The sequence below is a fragment of the Paraburkholderia hiiakae genome (genome assembly GCF_904848665.1).
Lineage (GTDB): Bacteria > Pseudomonadota > Gammaproteobacteria > Burkholderiales > Burkholderiaceae > Paraburkholderia > Paraburkholderia hiiakae.
Genome location: NZ_CAJHCQ010000002.1, coordinates 184,720 through 210,279, shown reverse-complemented (window position 1 = coordinate 210,279; position 25,560 = coordinate 184,720). Strand labels below are relative to the sequence as shown.

The 25,560-nt window shown below is 63.1% G+C and carries 16 protein-coding genes; 12 read left to right on the top strand and 4 right to left on the bottom strand.

The features are described 5' to 3' along the window. Positions 1-31: 31 nt before the first annotated feature. Positions 32-1,375 carry a replication initiation protein gene (locus JMY28_RS04875; protein ID WP_236596742.1) on the bottom strand — a complete coding sequence of 448 codons (1,344 nt, stop codon included), beginning with the start codon at positions 1,373-1,375 and terminating at the stop codon, positions 32-34. Between the two features lie 1,393 nt (positions 1,376-2,768). Here JMY28_RS04875 and JMY28_RS04870 point away from each other — a divergent pair. The 7 genes from JMY28_RS04870 to JMY28_RS04840 all read left to right on the top strand — a co-directional run bounded on the left by JMY28_RS04870 (position 2,769) and on the right by JMY28_RS04840 (position 14,210). Next, positions 2,769-3,977, top strand: coding sequence for an AAA family ATPase (locus JMY28_RS04870; protein WP_028208684.1), 1,209 nt, complete (start codon positions 2,769-2,771; stop codon positions 3,975-3,977). Continuing rightward, positions 3,974-4,969, top strand: coding sequence for a ParB/RepB/Spo0J family partition protein (locus JMY28_RS04865; RefSeq protein ID WP_201694768.1), 996 nt, complete (start codon positions 3,974-3,976; stop codon positions 4,967-4,969). Before JMY28_RS04870 ends, JMY28_RS04865 begins: the two co-directional genes overlap by 4 nt. 2,375 nt (positions 4,970-7,344) lie before the next feature. Further along, positions 7,345-7,716, top strand: coding sequence for a hypothetical protein (locus tag JMY28_RS04860; protein ID WP_201694767.1), 372 nt, complete (start codon positions 7,345-7,347; stop codon positions 7,714-7,716). Between the two features lie 179 nt (positions 7,717-7,895). Beyond that, on the top strand, positions 7,896-9,146 hold the full coding sequence (locus tag JMY28_RS04855) for a metallophosphoesterase family protein (RefSeq protein ID WP_201694766.1): 1,251 nt from the start codon (positions 7,896-7,898) through the stop codon (positions 9,144-9,146). A 3-nt stretch (positions 9,147-9,149) separates the two neighbouring features. Next, positions 9,150-12,620 (top strand): ATP-binding protein, encoded by a 3,471-nt coding sequence (locus JMY28_RS04850; RefSeq protein ID WP_201694765.1) that lies wholly within the window; start codon positions 9,150-9,152, stop codon positions 12,618-12,620. A gap of 233 nt (positions 12,621-12,853) precedes the next feature. Continuing rightward, on the top strand, positions 12,854-13,303 hold the full coding sequence (locus tag JMY28_RS04845) for an H-NS histone family protein (protein ID WP_201694764.1): 450 nt from the start codon (positions 12,854-12,856) through the stop codon (positions 13,301-13,303). Between the two features lie 109 nt (positions 13,304-13,412). Next, positions 13,413-14,210: a sulfite exporter TauE/SafE family protein gene (locus tag JMY28_RS04840; protein WP_201694763.1), complete on the top strand. Its 798-nt coding sequence runs from the start codon at positions 13,413-13,415 to the stop codon at positions 14,208-14,210. A gap of 12 nt (positions 14,211-14,222) precedes the next feature. On the opposite strand, the gene JMY28_RS04835 is transcribed toward JMY28_RS04840, so the two are convergent. Continuing rightward, a complete protein-coding gene (locus JMY28_RS04835) occupies positions 14,223-15,548 on the bottom strand; it encodes an MFS transporter (RefSeq protein ID WP_201695183.1) in 1,326 nt (441 codons plus the stop codon). Between the two features lie 306 nt (positions 15,549-15,854). Beyond that, a complete protein-coding gene (locus tag JMY28_RS04830; protein WP_201694762.1) occupies positions 15,855-17,270 on the bottom strand; it encodes a GGDEF domain-containing protein in 1,416 nt (471 codons plus the stop codon). A 268-nt stretch (positions 17,271-17,538) separates the two neighbouring features. Between JMY28_RS04830 and JMY28_RS04825 the strand changes: the two genes are divergently transcribed. The 4 genes from JMY28_RS04825 (at position 17,539) to JMY28_RS04810 (ending at position 23,551) form a co-directional block, all read left to right on the top strand. Then, on the top strand, positions 17,539-19,425 hold the full coding sequence (locus tag JMY28_RS04825) for an SPFH domain-containing protein (RefSeq protein WP_236596698.1): 1,887 nt from the start codon (positions 17,539-17,541) through the stop codon (positions 19,423-19,425). Positions 19,426-19,545: 120 nt separating this feature from the next. After that, positions 19,546-20,529, top strand: coding sequence for a protease modulator HflC (gene hflC, locus JMY28_RS04820; RefSeq protein ID WP_236596697.1), 984 nt, complete (start codon positions 19,546-19,548; stop codon positions 20,527-20,529). After that, positions 20,526-21,560, top strand: coding sequence for an SPFH domain-containing protein (locus JMY28_RS04815; protein ID WP_201694760.1), 1,035 nt, complete (start codon positions 20,526-20,528; stop codon positions 21,558-21,560). Before hflC ends, JMY28_RS04815 begins: the two co-directional genes overlap by 4 nt. Then, positions 21,557-23,551, top strand: a complete 1,995-nt coding sequence (locus JMY28_RS04810) for a heavy metal translocating P-type ATPase (protein WP_201694759.1) — start codon at positions 21,557-21,559, stop codon at positions 23,549-23,551. The genes JMY28_RS04815 and JMY28_RS04810 overlap by 4 nt, the downstream gene beginning before the upstream one ends. Positions 23,552-23,613: 62 nt before the next feature. Here JMY28_RS04810 and JMY28_RS04805 read toward each other — a convergent pair whose 3' ends face one another. Further along, positions 23,614-24,585 carry an AraC family transcriptional regulator gene (locus JMY28_RS04805; RefSeq protein WP_407945467.1) on the bottom strand — a complete coding sequence of 324 codons (972 nt, stop codon included), beginning with the start codon at positions 24,583-24,585 and terminating at the stop codon, positions 23,614-23,616. A 94-nt stretch (positions 24,586-24,679) separates the two neighbouring features. Between JMY28_RS04805 and JMY28_RS04800 the strand changes: the two genes are divergently transcribed. Beyond that, on the top strand, positions 24,680-25,513 hold the full coding sequence (locus tag JMY28_RS04800) for an oxidoreductase (RefSeq protein WP_201694757.1): 834 nt from the start codon (positions 24,680-24,682) through the stop codon (positions 25,511-25,513). Positions 25,514-25,560: the final 47 nt, after the last annotated feature.

The window sequence follows — 25,560 nt, the reverse complement described above, 5'->3', positions numbered from 1 at the left end:
GCAGATCAGCCGTCAAGCGTATTGAAGACGCTCACTGCACGGCAAGCTGCTTCATCTTCCCGTAGACGAATTGCCCGAAGTACCACGACAAATCGGAGTGGTTGAGGATGTTCGCGTCGGAGAGGGCCCCCGCCTCGAGCTTCAGGCGGCGCAGCATGAGCTTGCCGGCCTGCGAGGCGATGTAGAGCCGCACCAGCTCCTTGCGGGTCTTCTCGTCGGCCGATTCGAAGTGTTCGCGGCCTTGCTTGACCTCCTCGTTGCGCTGCGACCTCGCCTCTTCGTCGCGCGCCGCGATGCTCTGCTTCACCGCCGTGGTCGCCACCGTCCTGGCGCTCTCCTGAGCGGTGGCCGCCACGGCCAGCTCGCTCTGGATCGCCACCATCTTGCGCTCGGCCTCGGAGACCTGCCAGTTGTGGCTCAGCGCCTTCATCAGATAGCCCGCGGGGCTCTTCGTCACCTTGCCCTGGTTGAGCCGGAAACGCGTGTATTCGATGGCCTGCTGGATGCGCTCGTCGGTCCAGCTCATGCGATGTTCCGCAATTACGTCGAACTGCTTGTTGCTAAGGCCGAACTCCTCCTTGAGCGTGAGCAGCAGGTCGTGCGCGTCGGGCTGCCGGCTCAGCAACGCGGCGACCGTGTCCTTGCGCTTCATCCGAAAGCGGATCTTGTTGATTTTGCGCGAAGTTTCCGAGTCGGCCCGGGTTTCGTAGCTGAGGTCGATGTCGGATAGTTCGTTGATCTGACGCACCGCGGGGTCGAGGTACTTGGGCCGGAAATGCTTGAACTCCGACGCGCTCGTACCGAGTTTGCCGGGCCAGCGCCGCATGACGTCGAGCTCGATCCAGTCGGTCAAACCCGCCACCACGAAGGGGAGAACGTAGTCGTAGATCGCCCGGGCGTAGGTCTGCGAAAACGACGCCGTGATGCACAGATTCAGCCAGTGATGCTTGTCCGGCCCGGTGATGTGGCGCAGCATGAGCGGCGGAATGCGGAACTGGATACGCCCCTTGCCGATCTTGACGCTGCCCATCAGCTGCTCGGATATCCACTGGTCGTCTTCGCTGGGCGCGCGGTCGGGTGGCGTGTCGGTCACCTCGATCAGCACGCGCTGCGCTTCCTTGATGACGCTCTGCAAATGGCGCACGTTGCGGCTCTCGTAGCGCATGAGCCACTTGAAGTAGTTCAGGTCGACGTCGTAGGTATCGCGCGGCGCGGGCTCCTGGGCGGCAATGAAATAGGCGGCGTCGATGAAACGACGCGACGACAGCCCAAGCCCGTTGATGGCGACGAACACATTGTTGCGCTGAAAGCCGATCTCGCGCGTGCTCTCATTGATCGGCTGGCCGGACATCTCCTCAAAGAGACCCAGCGACATCTGCACTGTTGTAGTCCTTCGCCCGCTCTCCTCCGACATACGTACGCTCTCCCCGTCGACATTGGCGGGCACTCTATCACTACGAAAACACAAGTCAACACAATAAACGTTACCTCAAACAGGCACCCGATTCGGCTCGCGCACAAAAAACGTACCTGATTGCACAAATATCTCTACAGCGACAGCACATAAAACGGAACCTGGCTGCACATAAAACGGTGCAGCGAGCACAGAGAACGGTACTTTTGAAGGACAAGTCTTTGAAATCAAAGGAAACGCGTGCATTCGTTAGTTGGTTGGTGGGTTTTTATCTTTAAGTAAACAAACAAACCGCTCCCCCAAATAGATGCTCTGCGCGAATTTTGACGTGCTGTGTCTCGCAATTCGTTCAAAGGATTCATAGCAGATTGGCCACGTAACGCCATGTCTAAGGGCTTTCTGCGGTAAAGAGCCAGCACTCGATCGGCCTTCGGCTCGGCCAAGCCCGTAGAGGGGTAACGATTTCTGTGCAGAGCGCATGCGCTAAGGAAGTGGTTTGTGTGCAGAACGTCTAGTCGCGAGCCGAGATCGTGCTGAACTTGGTGACGGCAGTCGGTGGAACCCTGCTTAGAGTGACTTTTCGACGGGAAAGCGGAAGGCAACGGATTTTGTGCCAGCGGGAGATATGCAGTGATAGCACCGTTTTTTGTGCATCGTACGGCCGGAGCCGCGTGAGGTAACGTTTATTGTGCGTTCGGGGCGTGGCGGTTCACTCGTTGGCCGCTGGCGCGAGGTAACGGAATTTGTGCAGCTATGGCGTGGGGGCGCTTTCAGGTGGAATTGGACTGCCAGGAGATACGGAATTGCGGCCGTGCGGGGCGTAGAAAGGGAACGGGGTAACGGTTTTTGTGCAATATAGGCGTAGAGCCAGGCGGGAAGGCTTTCGCTGGCTGCACACGGTAACGGTTTTTGTGCAGTGCCGGCGGGTTACGCTGGGCAACAGAAATCTGGAAGCACAAAAAGCGTTACCTGGCGGTGGTATCTGCGCTTGCCGACGACCGAGGCAGGAGAACTGCACAAAAACCGTGACCACACAGGGTATATGTGAGCGCTGAAGTCAGCGCGGACCGATTGGCAACTGGGTTTGCACAAAAACCTCGACCACGAACGCTGCGACGAATCGCTCGGACCCCGAATGATTGCGCAAAAAATAGGCAGACCGGGAAGGACAGGCCTATACGGGCGCTGGTGGCTTTGCTTGATTTACTGATGCTTTGCCCTTGGAAATGTCTCGCGAGGGCAATACAGGCCGTTTTGAAGGGTCATTTTTTTTCATATCGCCCTCAATTAGTGTGTTTTCATACACTTTTCCTGTATTCTACGCTTTATCCAAATTCTGATAAAAAGCGTATTAATGGCGAAGACTATCGAATTGCCGTCGATCGATCGACGTGTGGATCTTTCCGCGATCACTGAATTTGCCGAAGAGGCAGGGCGTCTATCTGAAGAGCTTCGGGAGATGATGCTGGCGCCGCGGCCGCGAAAGATGGCGCCCACATTTACGTCGGCCCAGGTCGCAGAGATGTGCGGCATTGATCGCATCAAACTGAACAACCTGCTTGCCACCCGCGAGGGTCTCCCGCAAGGCGTGGCACAAGGGTCCGGGCGAAGCCGGGTCTTCACCCTGCCTGAGGCGAGAACCTGGGTCCAGCAGGTTTCCGATATTTATCAGACACCGCTCCATACCGGCGTACGCGACGCCGACGGCAAGGTAATACTCGTTGCCAACTTCAAGGGCGGCTCGACGAAAACGACCACGACCATGTGTCTCGCCCAAGGCCTGACCTTGCGTGGCCGCAAGGTCCTGCTGATCGACCTCGATCCGCAAGCGTCGCTGACGGAACTCTGCGGCCTGTACGCCGAGAAGGAAGTGACCGAGGATAGCACGGTCCTGCCGTTCATCTACGACCCGCATATGGAAGGCGGCCTGCTGAATTTCGTGCAGGAAACCTACTGGGATGGGCTCGACGTCATTCCGGCGCACCCCACGCTCTTTTCAGCGGAGTTCCATATTCCGGGTACCGTGATCAAGAACCCGGGGTTCAAGTTCTGGGACCTGTTGCGCCAGGGCGTGGAAGTGCTGCGCAAGCAATACGACTACATCATTCTGGATACGGCGCCGTCGCTGTCCTATCTCACAATCAATGCGCTCATGGCCGCCGACGCGATGGTCATGCCGCTCGTGCCCGAGAGTCTGGATTTCATCAGTTCGGTGTCGTTCTGGAGCCTGTTTTCCGACCTCGCCCATACGATCATGGAACGCGGGGACGAGAAGACGTACGACTTCGTCTCCGTTCTGCTTTCGAAGGTCGACTACGGCAAAACATCATCGGCACCGGTCGTGCGCTCCTGGGTGCAGCGGACCTACAAGGACTGGGTGAACGCGCTCGAGGTGCCGGCCAGTTCCGCGATGAGCAACGGCGCACTGGCCATGGCTACCGTGTTCGACATCAGCAAGGGCGACCTCGCGGATAAGACGGTGGCGCGCGTGCGTCAACCGCTGACTGATTACGTACAGTGGATCGACGATCTTTACGTAGAACAATGGAGGGCCGGCAAGTGAGTTCATTCCGCGACAAGATGGCGGCGAAGACCGCTGAGCTCGGCTCGTCTTCGGAGCGTCCAGCCGCCGAACGGCCGGCCGCCGTTGCGCCGGCGGAACCGCGCCGCAGCAGCGCGTTCAAGACTGGACCTGGCATGCTCGGTGCGTTGGCGGTCGCGCAGCAGCGCATCCAGGAACTGGAGAACACGAGCGACAAGCTCATGCTTCCGGTGAACGCGATCCAGCCGAACCCGTGGCAGCCCCGCAAGATTTTCGGCGACGAGGGTCTTGCATCGCTGGCCGAATCGATCCGTGAAGTCGGGCTCATCGAGCCGATCGTCGTTCGCCGTGCGGAGAACGGCTATCAGTTGATCGCTGGGGAACGACGTCTGCGCGCGCACGCTCTGATTCAGGCGCAGGACATTCGTGCGTCTGTGATCGAGTGCTCGGATCAGGACATGGCCGTGCTCGCTCTGGTCGAAAACGTCGGTCGTGAAGATCTCACTGATTATGAGATTGGGCAATCGCTACGCCGCGCCGAGCGGGAGTTTCCGACTCGCAAGCGCATGGCCGAGGCGCTGGGTATGTCGCGCAAAGGCTTGTACCGCTTTCTGGCCTTTGAAAATCTGCCGGATTTCATTCGGCGCGATCTTGATTTGAATCCTCGACTGCTCGGTGGGTCGGCTGCTGATGAGGTCGTCTCAGCGATCAAAAAGTACGGCTCAGCAGGGCTTTCGGCCGCGCGTGATTTGTGGCCAGCCGTAGTCGGCCGGACTCTGGATCAAGGTAAGCTGGCTGCAGCGATCGGTGCTCAAGCCGACCGGGGTGAATCGACCGAAAGTGTATCCGAGCGCAGCATTGAGAAGATATTTTCGGGCAAGAGCCACGCGGGAAGCATTACCAAAGATACCAACAGCTTTACGGTGAAGCTGAAGACGGGCGTGTTGTCGGATGCCCAGGAGACGCAAATCCGGGAGTTGATTAGCCAGCTGTTCAACGTAAAACCAGGCTGATTGAGCCTTGAGCTGTTGATGTGGATGGAAGCCCGCTTCGGCGGGCTTTTTCTTTTTGCGGCTTAGATTGTGTGTCGAGTCGACACATCGGCAATGCCATCGCGGCGGGAAGGCGACGGCGATGAAAATGCTCTGCGTGGGTGGATTGCACTTGCAGCTGACGCATCGCGGAGCTGTCCCGGAGAGCAGCGCATCTGTCGATGGGACACGGCGAACTGCTTCGTGTGTCAAGTCGACACACAATGGCTCGGAGAGTCTTTAGCTCGTGTCTTGCCGCAGTGAGTTGGCGTCGAAAATGCCTGTGCCGCCCGTTGAGCGTTCGTGTGTCGACTCGACACACGACGAGCGTGCTCGTCACGCGCCGAAGAATATGGCCGTATCGACTCCGATTTGGAAGATGCCATGCTCACCGGTTTCTGCCGGTGTCCGGCGTGCGGGGAAGCCAGGCGCTGCGGTCCTCGAACTCATTTGATTGGGGCACTGTGTCGAGTCGACACACGCGGAGCATGACCGCAAACTGGGAAAATCGTGGAACACACGAGAACAAAGCACGATGGGTCTCTAAGACCGCGCCATGGTCTTGTGCGCGAATTGGTGACCTATCGCGCGCATGCCAACATGCTGTCCGAGGCGGTGTGTCGAGTCGACACACCGTCGCAACATCCTCGCCGCGACCGCCTTAGGGAATCGCGATCTGCGACATGCAGCGCATCGGTGGTGGGGCGCAAACAAGGTTGATGCCATCTCTCCGACTCCGCCATCGTGCTGTGTGTGTGAGGATGACCCCTCGCGCGCAACATGACTTGCTGTCCGAGGACGTGTGTCGAGTCGACACACAGTCGCTGCTTCGGTGCCGTGGAGGCCTCAGGCGATCGCAATCCGAAACATGCCCCTTAGGTGCCATATGTGGATTATGTGCGGGGCACGCGCATCCTCGCCGCGCCGCGCCGCGATGCGATGCGATGCGATGCGATGCGCTTCATGTGCGACTCGCGGATCAACGCTCGCTGATGTCCATCGTGCTGGCCGTCCCGGTTAGATCCGGTGTGGTCAGCGTGTGTGCCGTATACCACCTGTCGGTGTGTCGAGTCGACACACCGACAGCCTATCTCAACGCTCTATGGCGTCGATTAAGGAGCGCTCGCGCTCCGATGGAAAGCGACGACGCCTCGGCGACTGGGCTCGAGATCAAGCAGCTTCAAAAAGCTCGGAGATCACCACGTTCCGCACGTTTCGAAAAGAGCAAGTGCTGCTGCCAATTGGCGCGGCCCCATTGCGTCGCTCTATAACTATGGGTGCGTACGCCGGGAGCGGTATGCACCAACAGCCTCGCTATGGTCAGCTTCCAGGTTGGCCTTCGAACCGCACCGTGGGAAGTCGTACGCGTGGCTTGGCGACATGGACTCCCCACATCGCCGACTTTGATTTACAGCAGATGTCTCCACGGCGATGAGCAGCATCGACGACCAGCCGCATCAAATTTCACGCCTCGCGTTCGTGCCAACGAGCCCGACCATAGCGCTGTCCGCTTCTGCGCCTGTGGTCTCGCGGCGACAACCTGGCGCCATGCACTTACACCCATCTCTTGCGCGTTGCGCTGAGATTCTCCCCAGCCGGCCCCGGCGCAGCCCAAACAACGCCTCCCAGTAAAGTGCCTTGAGAGAAGACTGGCAGGCCAGCACGTGGCCGATCGGATAGCCTGTGTCTCAGAGGGGCGTTTGCTACTCGCCGTATGTGAGCAGGGTAGTACCGTTCGCCACGGTAGCGTGCTAGAGACCCGGTCTGCGTGCTCAGGTGCGCGAGGCCGTTCGGCTCTATGCGTTGCTCTTGTGGCAAGCGGCGGCGGCATTCCCATTCATCGCTGAACAACTCGCTTTTGACGCACCAACAGTACCAGCGGCAAATGCAACTAACCGACAGTTCCGCTGCAACACTACAGAGCGCCATAACCGTCGATGTAAGACACGCGCGCCCGTGCCTCGGCAATCACAATCAAGCAATCAGAGCGGCGACCGGCGTGCCCGTCGTCAGGAAATACAAAACGAGTAGCGCAAGTCCGGTAGGTGAGCCAACCGCACATCGCCCCCAAGGGAAAACAACGGATGCATAGCCGGTAACTCATCGACCGTTGCGCTGACCCTCCCTCGGAAAGCGGTCAATCCGCCGTGAAACAATTCACTCAAAATCGTGAAATCGGCGAAACTCTTGCTCCTTGGGGCTTTCGTGCCAAAAACAAACCAAATTCTAGTACTTGTTTCACGAGCATAACGGCTCTCCGACCCTGAAACATATCGAGAACGGTCGTCATCGAGATAAAAACCACCCACCCAGCGCCAATCGTATATTTTGATACGTATTTTGTAGTTTTTGACAATATGGCTGCGCCAATCAAAAACAACCCTTCAGAAGCAGGCTTCCAGGGGATGCGCGTCCGCTCAGCATTGCTCACGCTGTTCGCCAGTATGAAGAACAAACCAAACCAGCGAGCCAGCGAGCAGAACTCGCAACGCCGCCGTTGCCCCAATCATCCCAGCGGCATGTTCCGCAATTCATTCGACCAGCGCGACCTACGGCGCATACGTTGCGCCAAAGTGATGCGCAATCTTTGCAGCACGGTCACGCGCAGGCCTTCCACCCGCGTTTTGATCTTTGCATCAAGCAACTTGCACGACACACTCAACAACCGAAGAATTAACACCGCGCAGCGCATGCCGACACATGCATGGCGCCTCGGCGCGCCACGCTAACCAAAACAGACCCATGCGTCGATTAAAATTGGGCCGCATTGTCGAGCCATATTCCAGGGCTTCAATCCGGGCTCCTATTCGTGCTCAAATCGCCAGCGCGCACAATGCGCCGCTCGCGCCAGACAGCAGCAATCGCCTTTTCCCCATTCAGCGCCCGCAAACACAATAGAGGACACGTCGTGAAGTTTATCCACGCGGCAGACCTACACCTCGACAGCCCGCTACATGGTCTGAGCGCCTATCCCGATGCGCCGGCCGGCCAGCTGCGCAATGCCACGCGCGAGGCGTTGCGCCTGCTCGTCGATCGCGCCATTGAAGAAGAAGTCGCGTTCGTCGTCATTGCCGGCGATCTCTACGACGGCGACTGGAAGGACCACAACACCGGCATTTTCTTCGGTCAGCAGATGGGACGTCTGCGCAAGGCCGGCATTCGCGTCTTCGCCCTGTGGGGCAACCACGACGCGGAAAGCGAAATGACCAGGAAACTCACGCTGCCGGACAACGTGGTGGTATTCAGTCATCGCAAGCCAGAAACGCATGTGCTGGACGATATCAAGGTCGCGTTGCACGGTCAGAGCTTCAAGGACAAGGCCGTGGTCGAAAATCTCGCGGTGGGCTACCCGTCGCCGGTTTCCGGTTACTACAACATCGGTGTGCTCCACACCGCGCTCGAAGGCTATTCCGCGCATGCGACCTACGCGCCATGCACGCGTTCCGAATTGCACGCGAAGGGGTACGACTACTGGGCGCTTGGCCACGTACACGAATATCAGCAGTGGTCGGAACAATCGACCATCGTATTCCCGGGCAATCTCCAGGGGCGGCACATCCGTGAAACCGGGCGCCGCGGCGCCGTGCTCGTAAGTGTCGAGGGCGGCCGCACGCAGGTCGAGCGTCTCTACCTCGACGTGCTGCGCTGGGAATCGCTGCGTGTCGATGCGAGCGACTGCGAAAGCGTTGCGGATCTGTCGCGCAAGATTGGCGCAACGCTCGAAGCGCTGCTAGCCGTCGATGCGCATGTGCCGCGCGCGGTGCGCGTGACGGTGACGGGCAAGTCGCCGGCGCATGGACTGTTTTTCGGGCGCGCCACGCAATTGCGCGCCGAAGTGCTCAATCAGATCGGCATTATCGGCAATGACAAGCTGTGGCTGGAAAAGGTCAAACTCGAAACAGGCCCAGCCGATACGGCTGCCGCACAGAACGAGCAGATCGAAGCGCTCGCGGATCTCAAACAGATACTCGAAGCCGCCACGCAAGACCCCGAATTCCTTGCGCTGCTCGAACGCGATTTGCGCGCGTTCGTCGGTAAGGTGCGCAGCGAAGTGAAAGAAGACGCCCCGCTGCTCGAACTGGCCCGCGACGGCAAACTCGCGGCGCTGGTCGAGCAGGTCGGTCCCGCCCTGCTCGCGCGTCTTTCCACGGGAGAATGACCAGTGCGTCTCAAGCAACTCGATTTGATCAAATACGGCAAGTTCACCGATACGACCTTGCCGTTTCCCCACGCGGCACACGATTTCCACGTCATCGTGGGGCCGAACGAAGCGGGCAAGTCCACGGTGCGGACCGCCGTGTCGGAACTGCTGTTCGGCATGCGCCTGCAAACGCCGCTCGATTTCCTCCATGGCACGCCGGAATTGCGTATTGGCGGCGTGCTGGAAAACGGCGCGGCCGAGCAGCGTTTTCATCGCGCGCGCGGACGCAACTCGCTGCGCAGCCCGCAAGACGACAAGCTGCCCGACGATTTTCTCGCCGCATTTCTCGACGGCGCGAGCAAGGAGTTCTTCGAGCAGATGTTCGGCCTCGATCATGCGCGGCTCATTGAAGGCGGCCGCAGCATTCTCGATGCGTCGGACAAGCTCGGGCAGGTGTTGTTCGAATCGGCAGCGGGCGTCGGGAGCCTCGGGCCCGTGCGCGAGGAACTGGACAATCGCGCGGCCGAACTCTGGGCACCACGACGTAGCGGCAGTGCGTATGCACAGGCGGAAACGTCGTTCGCTGAGGCAACGAGCGAACTGAAGGCGGCGCAAGTGCGCACGCGCGACTGGATCGAGAAAAAGGACGCGCTTGAAACGGTCGAACAGACTATCGAGCGTTTGCGCGCCGAACAGCGCGGTCTCGAATCGCAGCGCTCGAAGCTCGAGCGCGTGCGCCGCCTTGCTCCCTATATAGAAGAGCTTTCGCTCAAGCAGAACGAGCTGGCCGCATTGGGCGAGGTCGTCGATTTGCCGCCCACCGCTTATGCCGATCTGTTGAAAGCGCAAGCCGACATCGCGGCCGAACGAAAAGTGCAGGAAGCGCGCCAGGTCGATCTCGCCGGCAAGCAGGCGTCACATGACGCGATCGAGCCCGATCGCGCGGCACTGGCGCTGGCCGCCGAAATCGACGCGCTCGACGCGCTGCGCGGCGAATGCGTCAATCATCCGCGCGAATTGCTGGTGCGTGAAACGGAAATCCGCAACCATCTCGACGCCGCATTCGCCGCTGCGGCCCAGCTTGGCTGGCCGGGCGACGAAGCTGCATTGCGCGCTGCGCTGCCCGGTGCGCTTGCGTTGAAGACGGTGACGAACCTGCTGCGCGATCACGGTCTGCGTGAGCAAGCACTCACGACGGCGCGCGAGGCGCATGGCGAACAGACGCGCAAGCTCGCACAATTGCAGGAGCAGCTTGCGCGCTTGCCCGGCATCGACGTGCCGCATGCGTTGCGCGCCGCGCTCGACGATGCGCGCGAATTGCGCAACAGCGTGACGAAGGAAAGCGCGCTCGAGCGTGAACTGGCGGACGCGCAACGCACGGTCGAAGAGAAACGCCAATTGCTGGGCCAATGGAGCAGGCCAGTGCAAGCGCTGCGCGCGCTCGACCTGCCATCGGCCACGCGCCTGGCTGCGCTGCAAAAGGAAGAAAGCGAGCGCGTGAGCGCGGTGGCCGCCGCGCGAGAAACGGCAGCGGCCGCGCAAGAGGATATCGAGCGCTTCGAATTGCAGGAGAAGCATTTCACGCAGGGCAACAAGGTTGTCACGACTGCGCAAGTGCAGGCGGCGCGCACGCGCCGCGATAGCGCGTGGGACGAGGTCAAGGAGGCGCGTGTCAGTCTCGCGGATGGCGCCCCCATCGTGGACGACGCGATGCGCCTGGCCGACGAACTCGTCGACGCGCAACTTGGCACTTCGCAGGCGGCGGCTACATTGCAGAATCTGCGTCAGCAAGTCGAAACAGCGCGCGCGAATGCGCAGCGCAAACTTGCGGCGCTAAGCGAACGCGAGCGCGAACTCGAAGCCTTTCGCAATGGCTGGACGCAGATTGCGAATGACGCGCAACTGCCCGGCATGCTGCTTGCAGATATGAGCGCGTGGCTAGCGAATCGCGAAGCGGCGCTCAATGCACAGAGCGAAAGCGACCGCCGCGCGAGCGAGCTTGAAGCGCGTCGAGCGGCGCGCATCGCGGCGCATGCGGCGCTGCTCGAAACGCTGCGCCCGGTGGCGCAGGCAGACGGAGACGATGCGCTGACGACATTGATCGGCGTCGCTGAAACAGTCGTGCAGTCGGCTCAAAAGAGCGCCGTGCAGCGCGAAGGTCTGGAAGCGCAGATTCGCGACGTTGAACGCGCGAGCGAATCCGCGCAATCCAGACTGACGATTGAGCAGGATGCCTACACAAAGTGGCAGACGCAGTGGCGCGAGGCGCTCGCGCAAGCGAATCTCGGCACGCGCGCTGCGACGCTCGCGGCGGCGGAGGGAGCCGTCGAACTCGCCAATGCCATTTCGGCCGCTTTTTCGGACGCCGAAGCACCTCGCAACCGCATTCGCGCGATCCGCGCGCAATTGGAGACGCTGGAAACCGACGCACGACGCCTCGCCCAGACGCTCGCACCCAATTGGCCTGCGTCGAGCGATGGAATCGATGTGGCGTGCCAACTCGCGGCGCGACTCGCAACCGCGCGCGAAACGGCGAAATCCCTCGCGCAGGCCGATGCCGACATGCAGACAGCCCGCACCCGCGTAGCCGATGCCGCTGCGGCGGTCGCGGGCGCACAGGCGCGCATCGAGCCCATCCTGAAGCTCGCGGGCGTGAACGAAATCGACGCGGCGCTGCCGCTCGCCGCGCGTTCCGACGCTCGCCGCGCGTTGTCGAATGCGATCTCAACAGCGCGGGACACGCTCGTGCGCGAAGGCGACGGACTTGCGCAGGAAACCATCGCCGCGGAGATCGCGGAGCAGCTCATCACCGAGGTGCCCGCGCTGCTCACAACCGTGAACCAGCAACGCGAAGCGGGCAACCTCGCATTGAGCGAGTGCCTGCAGCAACAGGTGAGCGCCAGGCAGGCGTTCGACGCGATCAACGGCCAGGCCAATGCCGCGCTCGCGGAGGCGAAGCGCCAGGAAGCCCTGAGCGCCATGGGCGAAGCCGCGGAGCAATATTTAGAAGCCGCGACCGCGAGCCGCCTGCTCAAATGGGCAACGGATCGTTATCGCGACCAAAAACAAGGGCCGATGCTGCGTCGCGCGGGGGAAATATTCAGCGGACTCACGCTCGGTGAATTCGCGCGGCTCGTAGTCGATAACGAACGCAATCCGCCCGCGTTGCATGCGCGGCGCAGCACCGGAAAAACCGTGGAAGTGGGTGGAATGAGCGAAGGCACGCGCGATCAGCTTTTTCTCGCGCTGCGTATCGCGGCGCTCGAATTGCAGCTGGCGAGCAAGGCGGCGCTGCCCTTCGTTGCCGACGACCTGTTCATCAATTTCGACGACGAACGCGCAAAAGCCGGGTTCGCGGCATTACGGAATCTCTCCGCGAAAACTCAGGTGTTGTTTCTCACGCACCACGATCACCTTTTGCCGTTGATTCGCGAGATATTTGGCGCGCAGGTCAATGTTGTCGAATTGCAGCGCGCGCCTGTTGTCGCGTAGCGGCGCGAATGTTGCGCAATGAAAATTCACGGGGACTTTGATTGCGAAACAATCAATAGTCTGATCAAGAAACATGTTTTTCACTACAAAACAATCGTCTAAAATTGCCAGCATGTGTGATTTGACTTCATAATCACCCTGTCTTTCGCGACGCCCCGGCCGACAAAATCGCAATTCGATCGGCCAGAGATGATTGAAGGGTGTCCGTAAAAACTTTGAATAAGGAGGAGTGAATGGTCACCCTGGATGCAATTCAATCGAAGATCGCAAAACTGCAAAAGCAGGCCGAAACGATCGTGGAAAAACAAACATCCGTTGGTCTCACGAAAATTCGCGATCTGATGGCGAGGCACGGCCTGAGCATGGCCGACATCGAGCACTTTATCGGCAAGAAGCGTGGCCGCAAGCCCGGCAAAGGCGTCAAAGCCGCAGGAGCGAAGCGCACCGTTGCGGCCAAATACGCCGATCCGAAAACGGGCGCGACGTGGACCGGCCGTGGCCGTGCGCCGGCATGGATTCGCGACGTGAAAGACCGTTCGAAATTCCTGATCGAGGGCAGCGCGGCGAAACCTGCTGCCAAAGTCGCACGGAAACCGCGCGCCAATGCAGCGGCGGTGAAGAAAACCGTTGCGAAGCGCGCCAAGGCAGCAACCCCGAGGAAAGCTGCTCGGAAAGCCGCATAAGCGAGAATCGCTTTGCGAACCGGTGGCCGCTCCGGCGTTTCGACGCCCGCGGCCACTTTCACATGAGCGGCGCGAAACGACGCGCGTCCATTGCCTTTTTTGGTCACCGATGTCCGGCCTTTCTTTTTCCTCGGGCCTTCTTGCGCCCTATCTTCAGTCGCTCGACGGACTTCAATTGCTCGGCATTGCGGTTGCGCTGGTGCTGGGCGGTATGGTGAAGGGCGTGACGGGCATTGGCGTGCCGCTCGTGGCCATGCCCATCGTCACGCATTTTTTGCCGGTCAAGGAAGCGGTGCTGCTGCTCTCCATGCCGATCATTCTCGGTAATATTCCGCAGGCGCTGGAGGGGGGCGAAATGCTGCCTACCTTGCGCAGTATCGCGGCGCCATTAATTGGCACCGTGATCGGCAATGTGATTGGGGTGTCGGTGCTCATCGCGCTCGAGCCGCATCACGCGCAGGCGGCTTCGGGCGTGGCGTTGATCGTGGCGGCGGTGCTTCTGCTCGTCTCGCCGCGCTTCAAACTCGCGCCTGCGCTCGCGAGGCCAGTGGGTTTCGCGCTCGGCTTCGGGGCGGCGCTCATGGAGAGCATTGCCGCCGTGCCGGGGCCATTGCTCGCCATGTATCTGATCGCGTCGGGCGCCACGGGCCGTGCCTTCACGAAGCAGATCGCGATCATTCTCGTCGTTTCGGTCATCACGCTCATCACGACGTTCAGCCACGGCACGCACGCCAATCTCGTCGATCTCGCGATTTCGGCGGCGGCCAGCGTGCCCGCCATCGCGGGCATGCTGATTATTCGACCGTTGCGCGACAACTTGCATCCGCTGGCGTTTCGCGTTGTCGTGCTCGTGTGCGTGCTGGCCGCGGCCGCGCAAATGATCGTCAAATCACATGTGCTGTTTTGACGATCGCGCCGATTAATGGCTGATAGCTTCGAGCGAGAGCCCGCGCGTAGCCGGCCCAAGCAGAATCATCACGATACCCACGAGCATCGAAGCGCCGATGAACACCGCCACGCCAGGCACACCGTAATGATGGAGCAGGATGCCGATAGCGAGCCCCGCGAACGCGGCGGCAATGCGGCTCCACGAGTACACGAAGCCGACGGCGCGCGCGCGGATACGCGTAGGGTAAAGCTCGGCCTGATAGCCGTGATAGGCGTAGGACATCACGTTCGAAGCGAGCGTGAAGAGCACGCCCAGCACGATCAGGACCCATGGCTGCGTGGCTTGCGCGAATAGCGTGATGACCACGGCCATGATGAGCAGGCCGCCGACGATCTGCGTCTTGCGCTCCAGCTTGTCCGCGAACCACACGCCAATCAGTGGCCCGAACGGGTTGGCGATGGCGATCACAAAGGCGTACGCAAGACTTTGCGTGATGTGAACGCCACGGGCGATCAGCAGCGTCGGGACCCAGGCGGCGAAGCCGTAAAAGCCGATCACCTGCGCCATATTGAAAATCGACAGAATGACCGTGCGCCGCAAATACGGCGCACGCAGCACTTCGCCTAGCGAGCCGCGTCCGGCTTTTTCAAGCGAGATCGGCCCGAGCGGCGGCAAAGCGGTGCCCGTTTCGGCGATGACGCGGCGCTCGATGTCGGCCACGATCCGCTCGGCCTCGTCCTCGCGGCCATTACGCGCGAGCCAGCGCGGGCTTTCGGGAATGCTACGGCGCAGGAACCACACCACCACTGCGCCTACCGAGCCGATCAGGATCACCACCCGCCAGTAGTCGAGACCAATCGGATGGGAGTCCTTGAGGATATAGGCGAGAAACGCGACCACCGGCACCACGCTGAACGTGATGAACTGGTTGACCGCATAGGCACGGCCGCGCTCGCCGCTCGGGATCAGCTCGGAAATATACGTGTCGATAGTCACGAGTTCGATGCCAATGCCGATGCCGGCAATGAAGCGCCAGATATTGAGCGCTTCGCCGCTCGTCTGGAACGCCATGATGGCCGTACAGACCATGTACCAGATCAGCGACCACGTGAAGATGATGCGCCGCCCGAAGCGGTCGGCCACCTGACCGAACGCGAGCGCACCGACCCACAGCCCGGCGAAAGTCGAGAACACGAAGGTGCCGAAGCCGGCCACCTTGAGCGGCCCGAGTGCGGAAAAGAAGCCGAGCGACTCCGGCGTGAAAAGACCCGAATGCACCATGCCGGGCGCGACATAGCCCGTGAAGAAGAGGTCGTAAAACTCGAATACGCCGCCAAGCGACAGCAGAATCACCATCGACCAGACTGTGCGCGACGGCGGCAGCCGGTCGAAGCGGGCGGCAATTTCCGCCGATTTTTCAATGGACATCCCGATTCCTCATTACATTTTGAAAGCGTGTGGGGAGCAAAATGTGCATGCATCGACGGATTTGCATGGGTTGCGCGCAACGTATGCAAATGCCGATACAGGCCATAGCACGCACTTTATTGATGCCGCGACGTGGAAGCACCTGGTTGAAACCCAAATGCGTTGCGCTTATGGCAATGGCGTTTAAGGCAATGCCACCGATGCCAATGCACCAGACAACGTCTCAGCCGCGCTCTACGCGATGCTCGCGCCCGCGTGGCTCACGCGGTTGCGGCCGGCGTGCTTGGCGGCATATAACGCGGCATCCGCGGCTTCGATGAGCGCATTGGGGGACGATGCAACGATCGCGTCGCGGGTGGCGCAGCCCGCGCTCACCGTGACGAGGCCGCCTGCGGCGGGAGAGGGAATACCGAGCTGCTCGACTGCGGCGCGAGCGCGTTCGGCAAGCGCCGCGGCGTCATCCGCGCCGGTATCGGGCAGGACCAGCGCGAATTCTTCGCCGCCATAGCGCGCGACGAAGCCGCCCGGCTCGCGCAGTGTGTTCGCAAGTGTGTCCGCGAGCGCGCCCGCTACGGCGCCGAGGCAGGCGTCGCCGTGCAGATGGCCGAAGGCGTCGTTGTAGTGCTTGAAGTGATCGACGTCGAGCATCACGAGCGAGAGCGGCTGGCCGCTGCGCGTGGCGCGCTCGAACGCCTGGCGGAACTGCTCGTCGAAATAGCTGCGGTTGTAGACGCGCGTGAGCGCATCGCGCGCGGAAGCGCGGATCAGCGTGGCGTGTTCTTCAGCAAGCTGGCGATAGAGCGCCATCACTTCCCACACCAGCACGCACACGAGCACGCCCGGTGCGAACATGCTGAACACGCGCGCGACATACCAGCCCAGCGTGAAGCGCTCGATGCTGAGCGTATTGAGCGCAGCATCGACGAGCGAGGCGAGTAGCGCGACCACGATCCACAAATCGAGCACGAGGCGCAGCCGGCCTTTGAGCACCACGAGCGCGATGGCGATCAGGTTGAGCGCGCAGATCACGAGGCCCGCGAGATTGTTCGCGATGGCCGACGCTCGCGCGGCAGAAGGAGAAGCCGCTGGCGCGGCATTCGCAACGTCGCGAAACGGCGATGCCAGATCGACATGCGTCACGAGCACGCCCAGCAGGGCGGCGAGCGCTGCAGGGGCCGCGATCAGCAGCCAGCCGCGTGCATCGAGACGTTCGCGGGCGAACGGCGGGGCGGGCAGGCGCTTGCGCACCAGTTCGGCCACGATGACGAGCGCGGGAAAGCCGCCGTGCCAGAACACCCACATCCATGCGGCGCTATGCGGGAGCGCGCCGAGCAGGCCCGTGCGTGCGAACACGCCAGGAAACATCAGCAACTGCAGCGCGACGGTAATGGCCGTGAACGCATAAGCGCCGCCCAGCGCGGCGAGCATGGCCACGCGCGTCGCCGCGAAACGCGCACCCAGCAGGAAAGCCGCGATGCTCGAGGTGGTGAACACCGTGAGCGCGCACATCGGCATGAACGGGGCGATACCGGGCAAGGCGTCGCGCGCACGCGGCGCCGCGAGCGCGAGCGTGAGGAGAATCGCAAATGCGCATACGCTGGCGAAGAGCGCCTGCCTGCGTGTTGCCGGTCCGATCAACAAGCCGTCCATGTGATGACTTTCGGGTTGATGCGCAGCTCGGGAATTGCGATCGTGGCGTGACCGCGTGTGGGGCCGCTCGCGTGACAGAAAGCAGACGAATTTGACTGAAGGTATTGTGCTCCGAATCGGCTATATAGTGGGGCACGGATGCGCGAGCCCAGTTATATTGAGTTTCGGATTTGAGCGCGCTACATTGGGCGCGCGAAATTCAGCCTCGCGCGATCGGTGGTCGTATCGTGCCCGCTCATTTCGTGTAATTACGATGTAAGGATTGCTGATGATGCATCGCGTATCGCGCGACCACCGCGAAGGATATGGCTGGCTCGGCGGTCGTGCGGGCCAGATGAGGCTTGGCTGGTCCGCGTTGGGCCTGGCTGCCGTGTTCGCCGTGCTGGCTTTCGTTCCCGCTTTGCCGCTCGATGCGCGCGTGTGCGCCTTGATGTCGAGCGCGTGCCTCAATCTATTCATCGTCATCTTCGGCTCGCGGCTGTTGGCGGCGCGCGCGCCGTCCGGCGAGCCAGCCTTGAAGACCTCGCTGCATCTCTTGCGCCTCGCGTTCCAGCGCAATTCGGAGGCCGCCGACATGCGCGGCCTGCTGCAGTCGCTTCCGTGGCAACGGTGGGTTGCGCCGCTCGCCGCGCTCGTTTCGCTTGCGTTCGCCGTCTATGCGTGGACGTCTCCCGCGTTTGCGCCATCGGCTCCGCAGCGTGAATCCGCAGCTTTTCTCGTCGCGGGGGCCGCCGCGCTCGTCATCGCTTTTGCTGCGCTTGTGGCCGAACGCTTTCATGCGCAGCGCGGCGCGCAATCGCGCGAATCCGCCGCGCTCGCGGGGCTGTTGCGTGTGGTACTCGTCGCTGCGTTGAGCATGGCGGCTTCGGTCGCGGCGCAGGCTTATGCGGGCGAGGCGCTCACGTGGCTCGTGCGTATTGTCGTCCTGCTTTCTGGCGCGATTGCCGTCGAACTCGGCCTGCGTGCGCTGCTCGCGTCGTTGGCAAAGCCCGAAGAGGACCGCTTCCTGCATAGCACCATCGCCGGCGTGCTGAGCATTCGGGGACGCCCGCTCGCCGCATTCAACGCCCAAATGCGCATGCGCTACGGTATCGACTTGCGGCAGAACTGGGCGCTCCAAAGCTTCGTTCGCCTCCTGCCGGGTGCGCTCGTGACCATGGTGGTGACGGGCTGGCTGCTGGGCGGCGTGACGATTCTCGGCCCCGATCAGCGCGCCGTGTACGAGCGCTTTGGCGCGCCTGTCGCCGTGTGGCAGCCCGGGCTGCATGCGGGCCTGCCCTGGCCCTTCGGCCGCACGCGCGTGATCGACAACGGCGCGGTCCATCAACTGATCGTCTCGGGCAGCGCGAATGACAGCAGCCGCGCCGCGCCGCCCGTTTCCGCGGACGGCGACACGCCCGCGCAATTGAATCGCCTGTGGGACGTGACGCATCCGTGGGAGACGACCCAGGTGATCGCGGGCACGAGCGGCGCGCAGCAGGCGTTCCAGATCGTGAGCGCGGACGTGCGGCTCGATTATCGCGTCGGACTCACGGATGCCGCGGCGCGCGCCTCGCTCTATCGCGCTGTCGATATGGACGATACGGTGCGCTCGATCGCGAACCGCGAGGTCGTGCGTTACCTCGCGTCGCGCACGCTGCCGTCGCTGCTCGACACGCCGCAAACGGCCATGGCCGGCGCGTTGCGCGGCACCGTGCAGCACGAGCTGGACCGGCTCGCAAGCGGCATCGAGGTCGTGGCCGTGGTGATCGAGAGCGTGCATCCGCCCGCGGGCGCGGCCGCCGCGTATCACGGCGTGCAGGCCGCGCAAATTCGCGCGCAGGCCAGCGTGGTGCAGGCGCGCGGCTTCGCGGCGGCGGCGCTCGGGCAAGCGCAGCAGCAGGCGATCGAGACCATCGCGCAGGGCAGTGCGAACGCGGCGGACACGCTTGCCGCCGCGCGCGCCCAGCAGATCGGCTTCGACGCCGACGTGATCGCGCAGCAGCTCGGCGGCCCGGCATTCGGCTTCGAGTATTACCTGCACAGCCTGCAAAAAGGGCTGAAGAACGCGAGCGTGACGGTGATCGATGACCGGCTCGCGAGCGGCAGCCGCGCGACGATCGACCTGCGCACATTGAGCCCGGCTACGGCGGCGGGCATGAAAAAGGCGTGGTAACCCGTTACCCCATCTATCGAGCAAGGTGATTCGAACGTGAGCTTTTTGCATACGCACGGCGATGCGCATCCTCCTCATCATCATGACCACGGTGCAGGCGGCGCAGGTGGATTGGCGCCCGTGAATCCACGGCGTTTTGCGTTGCGCGTGGCGTTCGCGCTGTTCTGCGTGATTGTCGCGCTCGTCGTGGCGAGCGTCGTGCAGGTGCGCGAGGGCGAAGCGACAGTCGTCACGCGCTTTGGCGACCCGGTGCGCGTGCTGCTGCGGCCCGGTCTCGCGTGGCGCTTGCCCGCGCCCATCGAAGCCGCGGTGCCGGTGGATCTGCGGCTGCACACGACCTCGAGCGGTTTGCAGGATGTCGGCACGCGCGACGGGTTGCGCATCATCGTGCAGGCCTACGTGGCCTGGCGCGTGCCCGCCAACGCCAGCGACATTGGCCGCTTCGTGCGCGCGGTGCGCAACGAACCCGACGAAGCCGCGCGCCAGATTCGTTCGCTGGTCGGCTCGGCATTGCAGACCACGTCCGCGGGCTTCGATCTGGCTTCGCTCGTGAACACCGATCCGTCGCAGGTCCGCATCGCTGCATTCGAAGAGGCGTTGCGCCGCCAGGTCGATGCGCAGGTTTATGCGGCCTATGGCGTGCACGTCGTGCAGGTTGGGCTCGAGCGCCTCACGCTGCCCGCCGTGACGCTGGCGGCGACCGTCGATCGCATGCGCGCCGAACGCGAGACCGTGGCCGCGCAGCGCACGGCCGAAGGCCTGCGCGAAGCGGCGCAGATCCGCTCGGACGCGGATCGCGATGCGCGCGTGCTGATCGCCGACGCCAACGTGAAAGCCGCCGATATCGAGGCGCAATCGCGCAAGGACGCAGCGGCCATCTATGGCAAGAGCTACGCCGCCGATCCGCAGCTCTATACGATGCTGCGCTCGCTCGACACACTCGGCACGGTCGTCAATAGCAACACGAACCTGATCCTGCGCACCGACGCCGCGCCATTCCGCGCGCTGGTGCAGGGGCCGCCTGGGCTCGGCGCGGCTACCGCGCAGTCAGGCGCGGTCGTTGCGCCCGCAACCAATGCCCATACGCGCGGGCACGCACCATGAGCACGAGCGACAACTTCCCGGCGCTCGGGCCCGGCGCACAGGCGGTGCGCCTGTCGTTCTGGTTCATTACGGCGCTTGCCGTACTCGCTGCGCTTGCCTGGGCCACCTCGAACGTGCGCCGCATTCCCGCGGACAGCAGCGCCGTTGTGATGCGCTTTGGCGCCTACGTGCGCAGCCAGGGCGCGGGGCTGCTCGTCGCGTTGCCGCAGCCGTTCGAAACGGTGCTGCTCGTGCCCGGCAGTGAGCGTGTGCTCGAACGGCGCATTGTCTCGCTTGCGCGTGATCCGGGCGCGCCCACGCAACTGGGCGACGCGAGCGACGCGCTCGCGGGTTCCGGCTACGTGCTCACGGGCGACAACGGCGTCGTGCAGGTGAGCGCGACGCTGTTCTACCGTGTCAGCGACCCTTATGCGTATGCGTTGCAGCTCGAGCATCTCGACGCCGCGCTCGAGCGCATCGTCTCGGCCGCAGTCGCTCAGACCGCTGCGCAACGCGACCTCGATTCGATCCTCGTCGCGCGCCCGGAAATGGTGGCCGCCGATCAGCAAATGGCCGCGCGCCGCGAGCAATTGCGCGGCGATCTCGCGCGCGCGGTCCAGCGCCAGCTCGACGCACTGACTGCCGCGCATGCCGGGCTCGGCATCGAAGTCTCGCGTATGGATCTGCAAGCGTCGTTTCCGGCTTCGGCCGTGGATGCGTTCAACGCGGTGCTGACTTCGCTGCAGAACGCCGAGCGTGACGTCGCGCAGGCACGCACACTCGCGGAAAAAACGCGGCAGCACGCGCAGCAAAGCGCCGACCGCATCGTGCAGGACGCGCAAGCCAGTGCAGCGGAGCGCGCGGCGACGGCGCAGTCGGAAACCTCGACGATCGCACAGCTCGAAGCGGCGCTCGGCGCGAATCACGATCCGGGGCTGCTTGCGCGCGCGTATCGCGACCGCGTGCAGGCGGTCCTCGCGCACGCCGCGCGCGTGACGACGCTCGACCCCAACGACGCATCGAGCCTCGTGCTGCCGGGGCGCGCGCCATGACCACGCCATTCGAAACGCCGACGAGTCATCGCGCAGGCGGCAGCGCGCACGAAGAGCAAGCTACGCACGCGCATGGGCACGCGCACGAAGGTCGCGGCGCACACGGAGGGTATGGAAGGCAATCCGTCGCCACGCTCGTCATGTCGGACGCCGAGCGCCGCGCCATCACGCGCCACACACTGCTGGCGCTTTTCGCGGGCGCGCTGTTGCTGCTCTCGCTCGCATGGCCGCATCTCGCGCCCGGCAATGCCACGCTTGCGCAAGTCCTGGCGGCGGCGGCTTCGATCGTGGTCGCGCCGCCCGTGTTCGCGGGCGCGTGGCGCAGTCTCAAGACGCCGAGCCTGCACGGCGTGACCGACCGCCTCATCGCGCTCGCCATGCTGGGCGCCTGGGCGGTGGGCGACATGACGACGGCCGCGCTCTTGCCCATCGTGATGACCTTCGGCCACGCGCTCGAAGAGCGCAGCGTGCTCGGCTCGCAGGAGGCGATACGCGCGCTGGGTCGCCTCACTGCCGGCGACGTGCGGCGCGTGAACGCGGCGGGCGTGGTCGAGACCGTGCCGTACGACAGCTTGCGCCCCGGCGACGTCGTCGACGTGCTGCCCGGCTCACGTGTGCCCGCTGACGGTATCGTGCGGCACGGGCGCTCCGCCATCGACAACGGGCCGATCACGGGCGAATCGCTGCCGCAGGACGCGGGCGAGGGCGCGCGCGTATTCGGCGGCGCGATGAATCTGGACGGCCCGTTGCGCGTGGAGATCACACACGTCGGCGAGGCTTCGACGCTCGGCAAGGTCGTCGAGTTGATGCAGCGCGCCGAGGCCGCGAAGCCGCCCATCACGCAGGCGCTCGAACGCTATATGGATGCCTACCTCGCGCTCGTGCTGCTGATCGCGGCGATCGTGTGGTTCGTGAGCGCGAACGCCTCCGCCATGCTGGCGGTGATCGTCGCCGCGTGCCCATGCGCGCTCGTGCTGGCGGCGCCCTCCACGGCCATCGCGGGCATTGCGGCGGGCGCACGGCGCGGGATCTTGTTCAGGAATGCTGCGTTTATCGACGCGCTCGCCGAGATCGATACGCTCGTGATCGACAAGACAGGCACGCTCACACACGGCGAGTTGCGCGTGACGACGGTGGCGCTTGCGCCGGGCGTGGACGAAGCCAGCACCCTTGCGCTGGCCGTGCAGCTTGCCCAGGTTAGCGCGCATCCTGTATGTCGCGCGCTCGTGCGCTACGGTGCGCCGGGAACGGCGCAAGCCGGGCCGCCCCCGCACGCGCGCGAACTGCGCGGACTCGGTGTGCTCGCAACGATACCCGAGGGCGAAGCCGTGCTGGGCCGCCACGACCTGCTCGAACAGTACGTGAGCGTGCTGCCGCCCACGCCCGCGGAGCTGGACGGCCCATGCGTGGGACTCGCGCTGAATGGCCGCCTGCTCGCATGGTTCGGTTTTGCCGACACGGTGCGCGCGGAAGCCCGCGAAGCGTTGGACGGGCTGCGTGCGCTCGGCATCGAGCGCGCGACACTGCTCACGGGCGACCGCGAGCGCGTGGCGCGCCGCGTAGCCGCCGAGGTGGGCATCGACACCGTGGTGGCGCATGCGCTGCCGCACGACAAGCTCGACTACGTGCTGGGCGAGATCGGCGCGGGACATCGCCCGATGGTGGTCGGCGACGGCCTGAACGATGTGCTCGCCATCAAGGCTGGCGCGACGAGTGTGGCGATGGGCGAGCGCGGCATCGATATCGCCGTGGCCGCCGCCGATATCGTGCTGCTCGCGGACGACCTGCGCCGCGTGCCGGACAGCGTGCGCCTCGGGCGGCGCTGCCGGCGCATCGCGACCGCCAATGCGGCGATCGGCCTCGCATGGACGGTGGCCGTTATCACGCTGGCGGCGCTTGGGGTGTTGAGCGCCGTGGCGAGCGCGGTGCTGCACAACGTGGGTACGTTCGTGGTGATCGCCAATGCGGGGCGCTTGTTGCGCGACGAATAGGAACTGACGATCGTGCGCGGCCACCAGGCAGCTGCAATCTCGTTTGACGACGCAAATCAGACTCAGTGCGACGCAACGTACGTCACCTCGGCGAACGGCGCCGGAATGGCGAAGCTTGCGCGCATGCGCTTTGCTTCCGCCGCCGGCGTCAAACCAAAGAGTCGTTTGAACTCTCTGCTGAACTGCGACGGGCTCGTGTAGCCCACAGCGTGGCCCGCCGCCTCCGCAGTCAGGTCCTGGCGGATCATCAACAGACGAGCCTGATGCAAGCGCGTAGATTTCACGTACTGCATGGGCGAGACCTGGGTGATCGCCTTGAAGTGGCTGTGAAAACTCGGCACGCTCATGCCGGCTTCTTCGGCCAGTTGCACGACGTCCAGCGCACGCGCATAGCCGGCATGGATGAGGCGCAACGATTTGCCTATGCGGCCGAACTGACCTTTCATCGCCAGAGCCTCGCGCATGGAGCTTCCCTGCGCGCCGGTGAGTACGCGGAAATACAGTTCGCGCAGCAAGCCCGGGCCTAGCACAGCGGCTTCGAGAGGCCGATGCATTGCCTCGAGCAAGCGCAACACGGACATCTGCATGGTGTCGTCCATCGGCGTCGACATCATGCTCTGCGGCGCTTGCACGCGTTCCTTTGTGCCTTCGCGATCGATCTGCGCCGCCAGTTCGGCAGCGAGGGCGAAATCGAGGTGAAGGTACAGCGCGAGCAGCGGGCGCTCCATGGTTGCTTCGGTCTCCATACTGAATGGAACAGGCACGGAGACAGCGAGGTAATGATGCTCGTCGTAGAGATAGAGCTGGTCGCCGAAGTAGCCTCGCTTGCGCCCTTGACAAACGATCACGATGCCGGGATCGTAAAGCACCGGCGTGCGCGAGAGCGGCCGGTTCGAGCGCAGAATGCGCACGCTCGGCAGCGGCGTGAGGTTGTAGCCCTCGTCGGGCGCCAGCGCGTGAAGCAACGCGATCATGCGCTTCTGGCTTCGTGACGAGCGGCCGGAATGGTTGACGGAGTCCCGCTTCGTGCTCATAGCTTTAGGCAAGAAAATTACCGGAATGCGGCTTAATCAGCCGCCCCATTCAGACTAGTATGCACTCTCCAGACACCACTCGGGAGAACCTTAAATGGCATCCAGCAGGATTCTGCTCATTACAGGCGTCAGCAGCGGCTTCGGCCGCGCACTGGCACAAGAAGCGCTGGCGGCGGGTCACACAGTCGTCGGTACGGTGAGGAGCGAGCAGGCGAAGCGCGATTTTGAATCGCTGTCGGCGCCTCGCTCATTGGCGCGTGTGCTCGACGTGACGGACTTCGATGCCATCGACAGCGTCGTGGCGGAAATCGAGGCGAGCGTCGGCGCCGTGGACGTTCTGGTCAACAACGCCGGATACGGACACGAAGGCGTCATGGAGGAGTCGCCGTTATCGGAGATGCGCAGGCAGTTCGACGTGAATGTATTCGGCGCGGTTGCCATGATGAAAGCGGTTCTGCCTTTCATGCGCGAGCGCGGGCGCGGCCACATCCTGAATATCACGTCGATGGGCGGCCATATCACCCTGCCGGGTATTAGCTACTACTGTGGCAGCAAATTCGCGCTGGAGGGCGTTTCCGAAGCGCTTGGCAAAGAGGTCGAGCCGCTGGGCATTGCGGTGACGGCGGTAGCGCCTGGCTCGTTTCGCACCGACTGGGCCGGACGCTCGATGAGGCGAACGCCGCGTTCGATCGCGGCTTACGACGCGATCTTCGACCCCGTCCGCCGCGCGCGCGAGGAAAAGAGTGGCAAGCAACTGGGCGATCCGCAGAAAGCCGCGCGCGCGATGCTTGCCATCATCGACGCGGCGCACCCGCCCAGGCATCTTTTGCTCGGCAGCGATGCACTGGGGCTCGTCAGGTCCAAACTGGCCGCGCTGGAAGACGAAATCCGCGCCTGGGAGAGCGTGACGGTTTCGACCGACGGTTAGAGGTTGAAGGGAGGGCCCGCCCGCAAGAGGCGGACCCGCGTGAGGGA